The organism is Longimicrobium sp. (genome assembly GCF_036387355.1).
In the GTDB taxonomy this organism is placed as follows: Bacteria; Gemmatimonadota; Gemmatimonadetes; order Longimicrobiales; family Longimicrobiaceae; genus Longimicrobium.
On sequence record NZ_DASVTX010000269.1, the window covers coordinates 1 to 15847 of the forward strand.

At 71.7% G+C, this 15847-nt stretch carries 13 protein-coding genes; 10 read left to right on the forward strand and 3 right to left on the reverse strand.

All coding sequences use genetic code 11. From position 1 onward, the window contains the following. Together VF665_RS11515 and VF665_RS11520 are read right to left on the reverse strand one after the other, a co-directional pair. On the reverse strand, window positions 1-1293 hold a 1293-nt coding region (locus VF665_RS11515; protein WP_331053580.1), incomplete at its 3' end, for a hypothetical protein. A 261-nt stretch (window positions 1294-1554) separates the two neighbouring features. Further along, the gene (locus tag VF665_RS11520) at window positions 1555-2325 is read right to left on the reverse strand and encodes a hypothetical protein (protein WP_331053581.1); all 771 of its coding nucleotides are present in this window, start codon (window positions 2323-2325) and stop codon (window positions 1555-1557) included. 248 nt (window positions 2326-2573) lie between these two features. Here VF665_RS11520 and VF665_RS11525 point away from each other — a divergent pair, with 248 nt between their 5' ends. From VF665_RS11525 to VF665_RS11535, 3 genes are all read left to right on the forward strand, one after another. After that, complete coding sequence (locus VF665_RS11525; protein ID WP_331053582.1) at window positions 2574-3926, forward strand: sigma-54 interaction domain-containing protein; 1353 nt, start codon at window positions 2574-2576, stop codon at window positions 3924-3926. 130 nt (window positions 3927-4056) lie between these two features. Next, a complete protein-coding gene (locus VF665_RS11530) occupies window positions 4057-4680 on the forward strand; it encodes a hypothetical protein (protein ID WP_331053583.1) in 624 nt (207 codons plus the stop codon). Window positions 4681-4693: 13 nt separating this feature from the next. Beyond that, complete coding sequence (locus tag VF665_RS11535) at window positions 4694-5761, forward strand: tetratricopeptide repeat protein (RefSeq protein ID WP_331053584.1); 1068 nt, start codon at window positions 4694-4696, stop codon at window positions 5759-5761. A 763-nt stretch (window positions 5762-6524) separates the two neighbouring features. Here VF665_RS11535 and VF665_RS11540 read toward each other — a convergent pair. Then, the gene (locus tag VF665_RS11540; protein WP_331053585.1) at window positions 6525-7304 is read right to left on the reverse strand and encodes a hypothetical protein; all 780 of its coding nucleotides are present in this window, start codon (window positions 7302-7304) and stop codon (window positions 6525-6527) included. 232 nt (window positions 7305-7536) lie between these two features. Here VF665_RS11540 and VF665_RS11545 point away from each other — a divergent pair, with 232 nt between their 5' ends. From VF665_RS11545 to VF665_RS11575, 7 genes are all read left to right on the forward strand, one after another. Beyond that, window positions 7537-9657, forward strand: a complete 2121-nt coding sequence (locus tag VF665_RS11545; RefSeq protein WP_331053586.1) for an FAD-dependent oxidoreductase — start codon at window positions 7537-7539, stop codon at window positions 9655-9657. Window positions 9658-9835: 178 nt separating this feature from the next. Beyond that, window positions 9836-10327 carry an HIT family protein gene (locus VF665_RS11550; protein WP_331053587.1) on the forward strand — a complete coding sequence of 164 codons (492 nt, stop codon included), beginning with the start codon at window positions 9836-9838 and terminating at the stop codon, window positions 10325-10327. A 155-nt stretch (window positions 10328-10482) separates the two neighbouring features. Beyond that, complete coding sequence (locus tag VF665_RS11555) at window positions 10483-11574, forward strand: thiamine pyrophosphate-dependent dehydrogenase E1 component subunit alpha (protein WP_331053588.1); 1092 nt, start codon at window positions 10483-10485, stop codon at window positions 11572-11574. Beyond that, on the forward strand, window positions 11571-11834 hold the full coding sequence (locus tag VF665_RS11560) for a protease inhibitor I9 family protein (RefSeq protein ID WP_331053589.1): 264 nt from the start codon (window positions 11571-11573) through the stop codon (window positions 11832-11834). Before VF665_RS11555 ends, VF665_RS11560 begins: the two co-directional genes overlap by 4 nt. Before the next feature lie 666 nt (window positions 11835-12500). Continuing rightward, window positions 12501-12998: a (2Fe-2S)-binding protein gene (locus VF665_RS11565; RefSeq protein WP_331053590.1), complete on the forward strand. Its 498-nt coding sequence runs from the start codon at window positions 12501-12503 to the stop codon at window positions 12996-12998. Beyond that, window positions 12995-15499 carry a xanthine dehydrogenase family protein molybdopterin-binding subunit gene (locus VF665_RS11570; protein ID WP_331053591.1) on the forward strand — a complete coding sequence of 835 codons (2505 nt, stop codon included), beginning with the start codon at window positions 12995-12997 and terminating at the stop codon, window positions 15497-15499. The genes VF665_RS11565 and VF665_RS11570 overlap by 4 nt, the downstream gene beginning before the upstream one ends. A gap of 3 nt (window positions 15500-15502) precedes the next feature. Continuing rightward, on the forward strand, window positions 15503-15847 hold a 345-nt coding region (locus VF665_RS11575), incomplete at its 3' end, for a hypothetical protein (RefSeq protein WP_331053592.1).

Here is a 15847-nt window from a genome sequence, read left to right on the forward strand (position 1 = left end):
CAGGGCGGACGCCAGCCGGTCCGCCGGGCTCGCCTCCGGCCGCAGCGGCGGAAGGGGCGGGCGGGGCCGGGCGCCGCGCCCCCGTCCGCGCCGCCGGCGCGGCGTCATCCCCTTGCCGCGGGCCAGCAGGTCTTCCGCCGCCATCCGGTGCTGCGCCTCGTCGCGCAGGGTGGCGGCGCGGATGGCGTGGGTGGCGGCCATTTCCAGCCGCGTGAGGTCGCCCGCGGCCAGGGCGCCGTGGGCCAGGTTCACCAGCGCCTCTGCCACCCGCTCGCCGTCCGCGCGGGTTTCGCGCAGGCGCCACACCTCCTTCCACGCCGCCTCAAAGCCGTGCAGGTCCCCGGCGCCGGCGGAGGCGCGGGCGATGTTGCTCAGCACCACCATGCGCTCCGTGGGCCGCGGCACGTGCCGCAGCACGGCGCGAAAAATGGGGAGCGCCCGCTCGTACTCCTGCCGCAGCATCCAGAACCACGCGACGTCGTGCGCCAGCGCGGGCAGCCGCGGGTGGCGGCGGCCGTAGCACCGGTACGCGGCCCGGGCGTACGCCTCCGCCTGCTCGCCGTTGGTGCCCGTGGCCGTCGCGGCGATGCAGAACAGGTCGTGCAGGGCGAACGGACGCACGGACCACACGCCGTAGCGCCGCGCCGCCCGCAGCGCGCGGAGCAGCCGTGCCCGCGCGGAGGGCGCGTCGCCGCGCTGCATGTGCAGGTTGGCCAGCCCCATGTGCGCCAGCCCGTAGTACTTCCAGTCCTGGTTGCGCCGGGCCAGCGCCAGCGCGCGCCGGAACCACGTCTCCGACCGCCGGTAGTCCGCCGCGCGGCGGGCCACCAGCCCCACCAGGTACGCGGGGCCCGCCATTTCCGGCGCCGCCACCGCGGAGCGCTGCGCAAAGGCCAGCGCCGTGCGGTGGTACCCCATCTCCCCCGCCCACCGCGACACGGCCTCGCACAGCTCGCTCAGCTGCGTCTCGCGCGCTCCGGGCTGGGGGCTCAGCACCTCCGAGATCCCCTCCAGCAGCAGGCGGATGGGCGAATCTTCCGCCAGTTCCGCGGCAATGCGGATGCGGCGGATGCCCAGCGCGTTGGGGGTGAACAGCTCCCGGCGCGCGTCCGGCGGGGTGGCGGCCCACAGGTCCACGTCGCGGAGAGACTGCCAGAGCAGCACGCCCAGTTCGCTGCGCACTTCATCCAGGACCTGAAAGCCTTCGAACGGCTCGGGAAGCACCAGAAGGCCGGGCGGAATGACCCACGGCCGGGAGGAACGTCGCGAACGTTTGGAGCGGAATTGCTTCATTGAGGATCTCCGCGCGATGGATTGTCTCACGGTACGGCTGGAAATAAACGTAAATGCAGCGACATCCAGCCGGCCAGTGGACGGAGTGAACAAAATCCACCGCTGGCGCGGAAGGCGCGCTCCCAAGGTTCCAAGTGAACAGGGGCGGTGGATGTTTCTTCAGCATCGGCGCGGTTTTCTGATCTTTGCCGGAGCAAAGTAAACGCCCCGCCCGGCGCAGTGCCGGGCGGGGCATACAATCCAGAATCCGACGCGGTGCGTTCAGTCTGAGCCGCGGCCGCCGCGCCCGCTGAAGCTGTCGTCGGCCTGGTCCTCGGCAACGCGAAGTCCGGAAGCCTGCGAAAGGTTCAGGACGTTGGCCCCGCTGCGGAACAGGCGGGCGGGGTCCACCAGCACGTCCACCCCGCGCGACGCGGTTCCGTCCACCACCAGCGAGGGCGACAGCTCCAGCCGAACGTCAAAGCGGGTGCGCAGATAGGCGCGGAAGGGGACGGCCGTGCCGCCGGTGGGGGTAAAGGTGCCCACCACCAGCATGCTGGCCTGTCGCGGCCAGTCGGCGAACTGGCTCAGGATGCGTGCCCGCAGCGAGTCGATGGCCGCGCGCTCCACCGGGTTCTCCTCGTCGTCGTCCAGGTCGCGCACGCGAAAGTCCACGCGGCGGTAGATGCCGGCCGGCAGCGTGCCCGAAGCCACGGGGGTGGCGGTGGGGCCCAGCGGCAGGTCGATGAACATGGGCCCGGCGTTGAAGTCGTCGCAGTCGTCGCCGGTGCAGGTGGAGCGGTCGTCGTCGCCCTTCAGGCGAAAGCGGGCCACCACCAGGCGCAGGTCGTCGATGGCCAGCGTTCCGTTGGCGCCCGTGAGCACCAGGCGGTCGGTGCCGGAGGTCTGCGCGGCGCCCTGCAGCGACGACGCGCCGTTCACGCCGAAGCGGACGGCCACGAGGCTTTTCGCTTCGCCGGAAGACGAGGCGGGGTTGTCGGCGCAGGCGCCCAGCGCGAGCAGGCCGGCGGCCAGGAGCGGAATGATCTTCATGGTGCAGTTCTCCGTGTGCGGAAAGCGCCTGCCGTCGTGGCGGCGTTCGGCATCCGGTAAGGCAGGGCGGGCGCCACGGTGGCCGGCGCGTGCCCGGACATCCGCAACTCCGCGCGGCGCCTTGCTTTCCGCGCATCCGGCGGGCACTGGCGCGGCGGCGCTCTCCACCGTTATCCTGTATCGATTCGATACACTCCGGCCCACCGCGGGACGATCCCGATTCGCCGGCCTCCCCCGTTCCCGCCTTCGTGAGCACTCTCGCCGTCCTCGCCCGCAGCGACTCCTTCTCCGCCCTGTGGCCGGAACTGGCTGCGCTCGCCCGTGCCCAGCCGCGCGTGGTGGCCGGCGCGGGGGAGACGGGCGCGCCCGGGGAGCTGCTGGCGCTCGTCCTTGCGGTAGCGGGAGTGGAGGAGGAGGCGGAGGGCGCCCTGCGCGAGCTGGCCGCCGCGGGCGCCCCCGCGCCCCTGGTCGTCGGTGCGCGCGCGGACCACCGGCTGGCCGCGGCGCTGGTGCGGGCGGGGGCGGCGGACTACTTCGCGCTCCCGGGCGACGTGGACGCGCTGCGGGCGGAGATCCGCGACCGCGCCGCGCGCCGGGACGAGCGGGAGGCCGCAGGGCGGCTGGAAGCGGCGGAGCGGCGCGCATTCGACTTCAGCCGCATCATCGGGCGCAGCCCGTCCCTGCGCGCGGCGCTGGACCGGGCGGCGCGCATCATCCCGCGCGGGCAGGCGACCGTGCTGGTGACGGGGGAAACGGGGACGGGCAAGGAGCTGATCGCGCAGGCCATCCACCGCAACGGCCCGCGCGCGTCCGGGCCGTTCGTGGAGCTGAACTGCAACGCCATCCCTCCCACCCTGCTGGAAAGCGAGCTGTTCGGCCACGAGAAGGGCGCGTTCACCGACGCACGCACCGCCAAGCCGGGACTGTTCGAGGCGGCGGACCGCGGGACGCTCTTTCTGGACGAGATCGGCGACCTTCCCCTGGTGCTGCAGGGCAAGATTCTCAAGGCGCTGGAGGAGAAGCAGGTGCGCCGCGTGGGCGCCGTGCGCGGCCGCGAGGTGGACGTGCGCATCATCGCCGCCACGCACGTGGACCTCGCCGCGGCGGTCCGGCGCGGCGACTTTCGCGAAGACCTCTTCTACCGCCTCAGCGTGATCCCCATCCACCTCCCGCCCCTGCGGGACCGGGGCGACGACGTGATCCTGCTGGCCGAGCACTTCCTGCGGACGCTCGCCGCGCAGTACGGCATGCCCGCGCCGGCGCTTTCCCCCACGCTGCGCCGCGCGCTCATGGCGCACCCCTGGCCGGGGAACGTGCGCGAGCTGCGCAACGGGCTGGAGCGCGCGCTGCTGCTGGCGGACGGGCCGCTGCGGCCGGAGGACCTGTTCCATGGCGGCGACCCCGGATCCGCCACCGGCGGCACGCGCGGTGGCGGCGAACTGCCCTTTCCCGCGACGCTGGACGTGATTGAGCGTGCCGCGGCGGAGGCCATGCTGGCGCGCGTGGAGGGGAACAAGAGCGCCGCCGCGGACGCGCTGGGCATCAGCCGGTCGCGGCTGTACCGGCTGCTGGACGGCGAAGCGGAAGGTGTATCGGAATGAGACACCCCGTCGCGGCGCCGCACAGCCTCGGATCCGCTTCTCCAGCATCCGCGCGGGGAAACGTACGGTGTGCGGCTTGCCCCCGTCATCTCCGCCGACGGACCCTTTTGTACCCGCAGTCCATCTGATCATGAAGACGTATCCGCGTTCCCGCGTCGTTCTCGCCGCCCTGGCCCTGCTGGCCGCCTGCGAGCGCTCGCCCTCCGGCGGCGGCGGTGTGCCCACGGAAGAGCTGATTTTTCTGCGCGCCTCCCCCAATGCGCCACAGGTGGCCGCGGTGCACGCCGAACTCGTGGCCGTGCAGGGGCAGAACAGCGAGGTGCGGCTTCGCTACCAGCCACTTCCCGGGCAGAGCTCGGGGGAAGACCTGCTGCGCTTTCGCGTCAGTGGCAACACGCGCATGCGGCGGCCGGACGGCACGGCGCTGCGCGATGGCGAGTCCATCCGCATCACGCTGGACTTTCCCGATCCGTCGCGCTTCGACTTCCGGTTCGAGCCCTCGGGCATGCGGTTCGAGAACGAGCCGGCGGAGCTGCGCGTGTCGTACGCCTTTGCCAACCCGGACTTCAACGCCGACGGCCGGGTGGATGCGCGGGACGATGACTTCGACTTCGGCTTCTGGCGGCAGGAAGCGCCCGGGCAGGACTGGACGCGCATTGGCGACCTGCGCGTCAAGGACCTGGAAGAGGTGCGCGGCGAGATCACCGGGTTCACCGGCTACGCGCTGGCCGGCGGCACCCGCCAGGCGCGCTGAGCCGCATCCTTTCGTGACACCCCTCGCCCCCGCTCCGCTGACTCTGGACGAGGCGCGCTCGCTGCGCGCCGCGGGGGAGTGGCGCGTCCTGGCGCTCCGGGGCGCCGCGCTCTCCGGCGAGGCGCTGGCCGCGGAGCCGGAGGTGGCGTACGCCTACGCCGCCGCGCTGCGGCAGACGGGGGAAACGGCGCGCGCGCTCGACGCGGGGTCCGTGGCCGAGGCGGGCGCGCGGCGGCGGGGCGACCGGAGGCTGGCGGCGGAAGCGGTGAACCTGCTGGGGAACGCGCTGTTCGAGGCGGGGCGCCTGGACGAGGCGGAGGCCCGCTTTCAGGAACTGCTTGCGTACGCGGCGGAGTGGCGTGACCCGCCCTTTGCCGCCCGGGCCAGCAACAACCTGGGCATCCTGTGCAACGTGCGCGGCCGGCGCGACCAGGCGCTGGCCAACTACCAGCGGGCGGTCGCGTCGTACCAGGCGCTGGGCAACGTGCTGGGGCTGGCGCAGACGCACCACAACCTGGGGATCACCTTTCGGGACCTGGGGTTGATGGATGACGCGGACGCCCACTACCTCCGCGCCATTCAGCTCGCCGGGACGGCGGCGGAGGACGCGGCCGGCGTCGCGTCGGCGACGGATGCGGAAACGGTGATTGCGCTGGCGGAAACGGAGCGTGCGCTGCTCCGTGCACGCTCCGGCGACGGCGCGCTCGCGGAGGCAATGGCCACGCGCGCGCTGCGGCGGTTTGAGCGCATCGGCGATCCGCGCGGGCGGGGCGACGCGCTGCGGGTGCTGGCGGCCGCCGCCCGCGCCGCGGGGAACGACGCGGAGGCGCTGCGGCGGCTGGATGCGGCGCTGGAGGTGCCGGGTGCGGGCGGGTATCCGCTGCTGGTGGCGGAGGTGCAGCGCGACCGCGGGCTGCTGCTGCGCGACCTGGGACGGTGGACGGATGCGCGGCGTGCGCTGGACGAGTCCGTCGCCAACTTCGCCGGCCTGGGCGCCGCCGCGGAGGCGGAGGCCGTCGCCGCCATCGCGCGGGGGCTGACGGATGAGGGGCAGGGCGGGGCTGAGGAACAGGAGGGCTGATGAACGGGACGGAGGCTTGCCCCGGAGCCGGCTGGCGGAGCGACTGAAGTCGCCGCAACAACAGCTGAAAGCCTCACGATGCCGTGAGGCTAGGCACGGCGCGAGGGCGTATTTCGGCGCCGACCGCCGCCCTCGGGGAGGGGCCCACATTCGGAGCGAATGAATTCGCCGCAACAACGACGGAAAGTCCCCCCAAACAGACGGGGGGACTTCACCGGCGCGTGGCGGCGGTTCCGGTGCGAGCAGCGACTGTCTTCCTCGCAGACCTCTCCTGAGCGGATGAATCCGCCGCTCGAACAGCGGTAAGCCCCGACTCGCGGCCGCTGGCGCGTCCACGATCGGGGCTTCAACTGCGTACACATCGCCGCGCAGTTCTCGCGCGGGTTGCGACGTTGGAACGGGCGGAAAGTAGATCCTTCGTCGGCGCCAGGGTTCGGCGCGACCGCGACCCCGTCCGGCGCCTCCTAGGATGACAAGCTGTTGTCGCGCTGGGGCTTGTGTGTTCCCGCGCCGATGCCGCCGCCGCAGTCCGCGCAGGCGGACTTCGTGCTCATCCAGCGGCGAATTCATTCGCTCTGGACAGGCGGGCGCGTGGAACTCGTCCCCTCGCGGACGCGGCGGACCCCGCCTCTCGCACGATGCCACCGCGTGCCTGACATCATCTGCGTGTCGGCCGGCTTCCCAGATCTGGCCGGCGCTCCACGAATCACAACCGCGGGCCCCCATGCCGGGGACCCGCCGTTTCCGTCACGGGTAGAGCGGCTCAGCGGTAGCCGGTGCCCACCCCGTAGCCGGTGTAGTACTGGCCGGGCTGCACGCCGCCGCTGTTGTTGCTGCGGAAGCGCTCGATGCCGTACGAGCTGTACGGCCCATAGTTGCCCATCAGCCCGCCGCCGGCATCACCCGCGCCGCCCTGGTTGAGCCCGTACCCGGGCTGCTGCTGCGCGCCGCCGCGGTACTCGCGGCCGTAGTCCGCGCGCTGCACCCGGCCACGGTACGTCTCGCCGCGGTCCGGGCCCGCGAACGCGCCCGTGTATCCGCCGCCGTACCCGCGCCCGCCGCGCATCCCGGGCTCCTCCATCTCCCCACGGTACCCGCCATGGGCGTCGTAGTAGCCCTGGTTGGTCAGGAAGTCACGGCTCGCGTAGTTGTCGTGATCCGTGTATCCGCCGCGCGGGGCGCCTCCCATGCCGCGGTTCATCCCCCCGCCGTACATGGCGCCGCCCCGCTGCGCACCGTAGCCGCCACCTCGCGGCTCACTGCGGTCCCATTCCACGTCCCAGGAGCCGTGGTTGGGGCGGTACCCGCCCGCGCGGTAGCTGTCAAAGTCGGAGCGCCCGCCGCGCGGATAGCCGCCCGCCATGCCGCCCATCTCGCGGTAGCCTTCGCCGCCGCTCCAGCCGCCGCGCTGCCGGTCGCCGCCGTACATGCCGCCCCGGAACTCGCGGTCGTAGTGCTCGTGCTCGCCGCCGAACCAGCCGCGCACCGTGTTGGCCGCGCGCTCCACGAAGTTGCGGTTCCCGTAATCCCGTCCGTAGTTCATCCCACCCTCCTGTTCGGGTCTTTCGCCGCGTCCCGCCGCGGCGGCGGGGGAGCGCGCCGGGGTGCAAGATGCGGGCCTTTGCGGACCCACCCAACCCGTTGCCGCGCGGGGATTTGACGGCATCCACCCACCCTCCCGCGCCGCGGCGGGGCGCGTTGACAAAGGCCCGCCCGGGCCGCACCATTCACGCGTCCCTCCTTGCACGCGCCCTTCCCGCGGCTGTTCCCCCATGATGCTCGCTCCACGCCAGCAGGCCACGCTCGTGGCACTGTGCAGGCGCATGGTTCCCCTGCCCGACGAACCGGATCCCGCCGCCGCGCGCCTCGCGCGCACGGTGGAGGTGCGAATCGGATCGCTGGACCCAGTGCTGTCGGGCCGCTTGGCATCGCTGATCGGGTGGATGGACTCGCCGCTGGCGGGAATGGCGAGTGCCGGGCGTCCGTCCGGATTCGCGTCTCTGTCGTCCATCCGCCAGGACGCGTGGCTGCGGCGGTGGGAGTGCAGCCCGCTTCCCCCGTTGCGTACGGCGTTCCAGGCGCTGCGGCGCATCATCCTTTCCAGCCACTACGCCGACCCGTCCACCTACGCGGAGATCGGCTACCGCGGCCCGCTGCACACGCGCGCCCCGGCCGTGGCGTGGGAGGGCCCGCTCCCCGGCGCATCCTCGCCCTCCGATCCCGTCGCGCGGCGGGACGGCGGGCCGGCGGGGGGCGCGCGCGTCATCAGCATTCGCCCGCAGCTGGATTTGCTGACGGACCCGGAGGTCAGCGGCATCATTGGCGGGCACCGGTTGCGCGGCGACACCCGGGTGCGCGCGGACGTCTGCATCATCGGCAGCGGAGCGGGCGGGGCGGTCACGGCGGCGCGGCTGGCGCAGGCGGGGCACGACGTGGTGGTGCTGGAGGAGGGCGGCTACTGGCGCCCGGAGCACTTCACGGAAAACGAGGCGGAGATGGCCACCCGCCTGTACGCCGAAGCCGGCGGCCGGGCCACGGAGGATCTGTCCGTCCCCATGCTGCAGGGCCGCGCTGTGGGCGGCGGAACGACGGTGAACTGGCTGGCCATGCTCCGCACCCCGGACTGGGTGCTGGACGAGTGGGCGGCGGAGCACGGCGCCGTGGGGATGGGCGCGGCGGAGATGGCGGCCGTCTTTGCGCGCATCGAGGACGAGACGAGCACCCGCGAGGTGCCGGACGACGCGCACAATCCGCCCAACCGCGCGCTGCTGGACGGGGCGCGCGCCCTGGGCTGGCGGGCCGGTGCCATGCGCATCAACGCCCACGGCTGCGTGCGCTCCGGCTTCTGCGGCCTGGGCTGCCGCTACGGCGCCCGGCGCGCCGCGGCGGACGTGTACCTTCCCGCCGCCCTGGCGCGCGGCGCCCGCCTGTTCGCGGACGTGCGCGTCACGCGCGTGGATGCGCCCGCCACTGGCCCGCGGCGCGTGCACGGCACCGTGCTGGACCGCGCGACGGGGGTGCCGCGGGGAACGATCACCGTGGAGGCGCCGGTCGTGGTGCTGGCCGCGGGCGCGGTGGGCACGCCGGCGCTGCTGCAGCGCTCGGGGATGGGCGGCGGCGGGGTCGGCCGGTTCCTGCGGCTGCATCCCACGACGGCGGTGGCGGGCCGGTACGGGCGGGAGATGTACGGTGCGGGGGGCATTCCGCTCTCCAGCGTGTGCGACGAGTTTCTGCGCGGCAGTGACGGATACGGGTTCTGGATCGAGACGCCGCCGCTGTATCCCGCGCTGGCGTCCGTGGCCATGCCCGGCTTTGGCGCGCGGCACCGCGAACTGATGCGCGAACTGCCGAACACGGCGACGATGATCGTGCTGATCCGCGACGGGGCGGAGCGCGACCGGAGCAGCGGATCGGTGCAGGTAGACCGGTCGGGACGCGTCCGCATCCACTACCGCGTGAGCAGAACGGACCGCGAACGGCTGCTGCGGGGGATGGAAGCCGTTGCGCGCATTCAGTTTGCCGCGGGCGCGCAGGAGGTGTACACGCTGCACGCGGGGGCGGACGGCCTGCGCTCCCCGGCCGACATCCCGGCCATGGCGCGCCGGCCCTCCGGCCCGAACCAGCTCGGCATTCTGTCCGCGCACGTGAACGGCACGTGCCGCATCGGGACCGATCCGTCGCGCAGCGGATGCACGCCGGACGGGGAGCGGCACGGCGTGCGCGGCGTGTACGTGGCGGACGGCTCGCTGATGCCCACCGCGCCCGGGGTGAACCCGCAGGAAACCATTATGGCGATGGCGACGGTGGTCGCGGAGCGCATCGCGGCGCGGCACCCCGCCGGCCGGGCGGGGAGCGCGGGGGCGCTGGCGGGGACTGCTGCAGGGAATAGGGAATAGGGAATAGGTGGGTCCCGCGCGGGGTACGGACGGGGATCCTTCGAAGCAGGGCGCGCCGGGTCACATCGGCATCGGAGAGGGGACGGCTGATGGGCCTGCCTCTTGCACCCCGCGGAGCGAAAATCGCGGCGTGACGGGCCGCGTGAACACAGACACACGAGCACCGCCGGAGGCCGGAGTGGACCCCAACGAGAACCCCACCTGCGTGTTCTGCCGCATCATCGGCGGAGACGAAATGGTGAGCATCATTCACGAAGACGACGAGATCATCGCCTTTCTCGATGTTCAGCCGCTGCACCCGGGCCACGTCCTCGTCGTTCCCAAGCAGCACTACAAGAACCTGTTCTACGTCCCAGAAGAGCTGGCGGCCCGCACCTTTGCTGTGGCCAAGCGCATTCTTCCGGGGCTGCGCCGCGCAACAGGGTGCCGCGCGGTCAACATCTTTTCGCCCAACGGCGCGGACGGCGGCCAGGACGTGTTCCACTTTCACGTGCACCTGATCCCGGTGCCCAAGGACGTGCCCTTCCCCCTGCAGCTGCCCGACCCCAACGCGGAAGTGCCCTCGCGCTCGCAGCTGGACGTGATGGCCACCCACGTGGTGCGCTCCATTCACGACACGAACGCCGAAGCGCATACCGCCTCGCAGCAGGCCGAGCCCGCCGTGGCCTGACCGTCATCGCGCATGATGGACCGCGCCCCGCGCCGCACTCGCCGGCGCGGGGCGCTCGTCATCTACCGACCCGGTTGAGGACGGACGGCGGGCTTGCCGGGTGTGGCGAGCCGCGGTAAGCTGACGGCCCCTCACCCCGCACACCGAAGTCCGTCATGAAGCGCTTCGCCACGTACGATCCGCCGGAGTACCACAACTGGACCGCCGACCCGGCCGAGGTGCAGCGCTACCGCGAGCGCATCGCCGCCGATCCGGAGCGCGAGGCGGTGATCCGCGCGCTTTCGCAGGACCAGCTGCTGGACCTGTACGCCGGCCTGCTGCGCAACCGCCTGCACGACGTGGCGCTCAAGCGCTGGGTCAAGAACGGCGTGATCAGCAAGGCGTGGCTGGGCGTGGGCGAGGAGGCAGCTACCATCGGCCCCGTGCACGCGCTCCGCCGCTCCGGGCCGGACCACGACGTGGTGGCGCCCATGATCCGCAACTCCGGCGCGTGCCACGAAATGGGGATGCCGGTCACCGACATCCTGCGCACCTACCTGGGCACGGCGGATTCGCCGTCGGGCGGCCGCGACCTGCACGTGGGCGAACTGTCGACCGGGGTGCTGCCCCCCATCAGCCACGTGGGCGACGTGGTGCCCGTCATCGCGGGAATCGCGCTCTCGTTCAAGCAGCGCGGGCAGGACCGGGTGGGGATGACGTGGATCGGCGACGGGTCCACCAAGACGGCGGCGTTTCACGAGGGCGTCAACTTCGCGGGCGTGCACCGGCTTCCGGTGATCTTCATCATCCAGAACAACCAGGTGGCGCTGGGAACGCGGCTGTCGCAGCACGCGGCGGGCTCGTTCGCGGACTGGCCGGCGATGTACGGCTTGGGCGGGGGCGTGTTTGACGGCAACCACGTGCTGGACGCGTACGCCGCCGCGCGCCTGGCCGCCGACCGTGCCCGCGCGGGAGAAGGCGCGTCGCTGCTCATCGCCGAAACGTTCCGCATGGGCGGCCACGCCACGCACGACGAGCGTGAGGCGCGCGCCATCTTCGATACGGAGCTGTTCGCCTCGTGGGGCCGCCGCGATCCCGTGGGGCTGTACGAGGCGTGGCTGGTGGAGCAGGGGATCGGCGCGGGCGTGCTGGAGGAGATCGAGGCGCGCGTCAGCAAGGAGATCGACGAGGCGGCGGAGGAAGCGCTTCGCAGCCGCGAGCGCGCCATGCCCGTTCCCGAAACCGCCGCGCTGGGCGTGTACGCGTGAGGGCGCCCGCGCCGCTGCACGGAGTTCCGGATCCCGATACGCCCAGCTACATCGTGGTCTTTGTGGATGGCACCGCGCCCGACCCCGTGGTGGATGCGCTCGCCGCGGAACACGGCTTCGCTCCGAAACACGTCTTTCGGAACGCACTGCAGGGCTTCGCGGCGGAGTTGACGGCCGAGGCATTGGAAGCGGTGCGCCGGCACCCCGCGGTGAAGTACGTGGAGCATGATGCGCCGGCGCGGGTGATGGGGAACGGCTAGGAACTGCAGGGAATAGGGAATAGGGAATAGGGAATAGGAACGGCAGTTCGACGGGGGGCTCACGGATCGGTGCGGGTGGCGGGCGGTGGCCCGGCGGTTGAAACCGCGCCTCGAAAGACACAAAGTCCGCCTGCGCGGACTGGGCCGTGGGTTGGGTGCGAGCGGCGGTTTACGTCGATGCGTGAGAAAGAAAGAGCCTCGATGGCATGCGCCGTCGGGGCTTTTTGAATGGGAGCGTGGATGATGGCGCGCGGCACGGGGCGGAGGCGCGCGTCCAGCGAGGAGCCGTCGGGACGGTGCCGCTGGCCGGCGCCCGCGCTGAGTTTTCCGCATTTTTCGGGAGGGGCATATCTGCGCTTCCAGGGCCGAAGCAGGCCCACGCTCCACCTGCCGCGCGTCCGTTGACGGCCTGTCCGGTCGCCGAGACCTGCCGACGAGCACAGGAGTGCGGCGGCGAGGCGCGCTGATGCCCGGGCGAGACGAACGGTCGCGCCGTGCAGCGGACCGATTAAAGGCTGGGTCTTCGTCGAACGGGCGTTCGGAAAAAGGGTGATTCCGGTTGACACCCCCCGGCCGCGCGGGTAGGTTCCGGGCTGGCAACCCCGCGCCAATGCAGGGGTTTGCGCGCCCGTGATCGTCATCAATCCCTCACGTCGATTCCCGCCCATGAAGGACCTCGTCACCCTTCACGTCAACGGCGATACCCACCAGGTGGCCGTGCCCACGCACTGGACCCTGCTGGAGTCGCTGCGCTACGCCGTGGGGCTCACCGGCAGCAAGCAGGGGTGCGACAAGGGCGACTGCGGCGCCTGCACGGTGTGGCTGGACGGCATCCCGACCCTGTCGTGCATCACCCCCGTGTACGAGGCCGTGGACAAACAGGTGCGGACGGTGGAAGGACTTGCGGGCATGCGCACCGCGCCGGGCGTTGCGCACCCGCTGCAGGACGCGTTCGACGTATGCGGCGCGGCGCAGTGCGGCTTCTGCACCCCTGGGATTTTGATGAGCGCTGCCGCGCTGCTGGAGGAGAACGCGGCGCCCTCGCGCGACGAGATCAAGGACGCGCTGAGCGGAAACCTTTGCCGCTGCACGGGATACACCAAGATCCTGGACGCGGTGGAGATGGCGGCGCGCACCCTTCGCGGCGAGGAGGTAGCGGCGTGAGCGCGGAAAAGCAGGAGTTCGAGAGCGCCCGCGGCGGCGTTCCCGCGGACCAGCCGGAAGTCGCCGAGCGCGGCACCCCCGTGGTTGACCACGCGGAATCGCACGCCGGCGAGCCCATTCCCATGCACGGCAGCCGCGAAGAGCGGGCGGGCCCGTACAACGTCATCGGGCAGCGGCAGCGCAAGACGGACGGGCTGGAGAAATCCACTGGCCGCGCGCGCTACACGGACGACCTGACGCTGCCGGGGATGCTGCACGGAAAGATCCTGCGCTCCCCGCATCCGCACGCCCGCATCGTTTCCATCGACACCCGCGAGGCGCTCTCCCTGCCCGGCGTGTTCGCGGTGGTGACGGGAGACGAGATGCCCATCCCCTTCGGCATCATTGTCTGGACCCCGGACGAGAACGCGCTGGCGACGAACAAGGTGCGCTACATCGGCGACGCCGTGGCCGCCGTGGCCGCGGTGGATGAGGACACAGCCCTGCGCGCCACCGAGCTGATCCGCGTGGAGTACGAGGTGCTGGAAGCGATGCTGGACCCGCACGAGGCCGCTCGCCGCACCGACGTGCAGATTCACGAGGCCAAGAAGGAAGGCCACAACGGAAACATCAGCAAGATCGTCAAGCTGGAGTTCGGCGACGTAGAGCCGGGGCTGGCCGAGAGCGACGTGGTGATCGAGGGCGAGTACTATTTCGAGGGCACCACGCACACCCCCATCGAGCCGCACTGCGCCATCGGCCAGTGGGACGAGGGCGGCGCGGGCGCCGGCCGGCTGACCGTGTGGTCATCCACCCAGGTGCCGCACTACCTGCACCGCGAACTGGCCAAGGTGCTGGAGATCGATCCGGCGCGGGTGCGGGTCATCCAGCCGCACGTGGGTGGCGGATTCGGGGGCAAAAGCGAGCCGTTCGACCTGGAGTTCTGCGTCGCCAAGCTGGCCATCAAGACCGGCCGCCCGGTCAAAATCCTCTACACCCGCGAAGAGGTGTTCTACGCCCACCGCGGCCGCCATCCGTTCCACATGAAGTACCGCGTGGGCGCCACGGCCGACGGCAAGCTCAAGGCGGTGGACGCCCGCACGCTGCTGGACGGCGGCGCGTACTCGTCGTTCGGCCTGGTGACCACGTACTACAGCGGCCAGCTGCTCGCCGCGCCGTACGAGATCCCGGCGTACCGCTTCAACAGCACGCGGGTGTTCACCAACAAGCCGGCGTGCGGGCCCAAGCGCGGGCACGGCAGCGTGCAGCCGCGCTTCGCGTTCGAGGTCACGCTCGACAAGCTGGCCGTACAGCTGGGCATTGACCCCATCGAGCTGCGGCGCCGCAACTTCATGGGCAGCTTTCGCCGCACGGTGAACGAGCTTCGCGTGACGTCCAACGGCTTCATGGAGTGCCTGGACGCGGTGGAACACGCCAGCGGGTGGCGGGAACGGCGGGGAAAGATGGGGTACGGCCGCGGGCTGGGCGTGGCCGGCTCGTGCTACATCAGCGGGACCAACTACCCCATCTACCCCAACCGGATGCCGCAGTCCGCGGTGCAGATCCAGGTGGACCGCAGCGGCCGCGTGGCCGTGTTCAGCGGCGCATCCGACATCGGGCAGGGATCCACCTCGCTGGTGGCCTACATCGTGTGCGAAGAGCTGGGCGTGCCGCTGGACTATGTGCGCGTGCTGCCTTCGGACACGGACTTTACCCCGGTGGACCTGGGGAGCTACTCGTCGCGCGTCACCTTCATGCTGGGCAACGCCTGCGTGGACGCGGCGCGCAAGCTCAAGGCACTGGTGCAGGAGGCCGTGGGCGCGGAGTGGGACATTCCGCCCAAGCGCGTGCTGCTGGCCGGCGGACAGGCGATGGACGCCATGGACACCGGCCGCAACATGTCCATCGTCAAGGCGTTCAACCTGGCCGAGGCCCGGCACGGCACGCTGGGTTCCGTGGGCTCGTACAACACGCCCAACGACGTGCACGGCGAGTATCGAGGCGGCACCATCGGCGCGTCGCCCGCGTACTCGTTCACGGCCCACGTCGCCGAGGTGGAGGTGGATGACGAGACGGGGTTCGTGGAGGTGAAGCGGATCTGGGTGGCGCACGACTGCGGGCGCGCCATCAACCCCACCATCGTGGAGGGGCAGATCGAGGGCTCGGCGTACATGGGCTTCGCCGAGGCGCTGATGGAGCAGAACATCTACAAGGACGCCGACCACGGGCGCGCCGGCCTGCACAACGCGCCGTCGCTGCTGGACTACCGGATCCCGACGTCGGTGGACACGCCGGAGCTGCAGGCGCTCATCGTGGAGTCCATTGATCCGGAGGGCCCGTACGGCGCCAAGGAGGCGGGCGAGGGGCCGCTGCACCCGTCCATTCCCGCCATCGCCAACGCCATCTACGACGCGGTGGGAGTGCGCATGGACCGCCTTCCGTTCTCGCCCCCGCTGGTGTGGCGCGCGCTGCGCGAGCGAGACGAGGCCGCCCGCGAGCCGGAACGCATGGCCGCGGACTGACCCGTGAAACGCGCCCGGCTCTGGCGGCTTCTGGCCCTGGTGCCGGGCGTTTTCGTCGCGCTCTTTCTGGCCCTCTTCGCCGCCGTCTGGGCAAAGGACATGGCGCAGGAAATCTGGCCGGCCTTTGCGCCCCGGGCCGACCTCCTGGGCTGGGACGCGCGAGGGCGGCTGCTGTTCGCGCACCAGGAACGGTGGGCGCACGCGTACGATTCCTTCAGCCCGTCATGCGGCAACTCCGGCCTGTACGCGCTGGATGCGGCGGGCGCTCCGGAGCCGCTGGTGACGGGAACGCAGTGGTGCGGCCTCGCACCCGGGACCCGCGTGCACCCGGCGCTCACCTTTCGCGTT

Bases quoted from the DNA above. Each gene is read 5' to 3' on its own strand.
- VF665_RS11520 (WP_331053581.1), bottom strand. From the start codon at position 2,325: ATGAAGATCATTCCGCTCCTGGCCGCCGGCCTGCTCGCGCTGGGCGCC.
- VF665_RS11530 (WP_331053583.1), top strand. From the start codon at position 4,057: ATGAAGACGTATCCGCGTTCCCGCGTCGTTCTCGCCGCCCTGGCCCTG.
- VF665_RS11540 (WP_331053585.1), bottom strand. From the start codon at position 7,304: ATGAACTACGGACGGGATTACGGGAACCGCAACTTCGTGGAGCGCGCG.
- VF665_RS11545 (WP_331053586.1), top strand. From the start codon at position 7,537: ATGCTCGCTCCACGCCAGCAGGCCACGCTCGTGGCACTGTGCAGGCGC.
- VF665_RS11555 (WP_331053588.1), top strand. From the start codon at position 10,483: ATGAAGCGCTTCGCCACGTACGATCCGCCGGAGTACCACAACTGGACC.
- VF665_RS11565 (WP_331053590.1), top strand. From the start codon at position 12,501: ATGAAGGACCTCGTCACCCTTCACGTCAACGGCGATACCCACCAGGTG.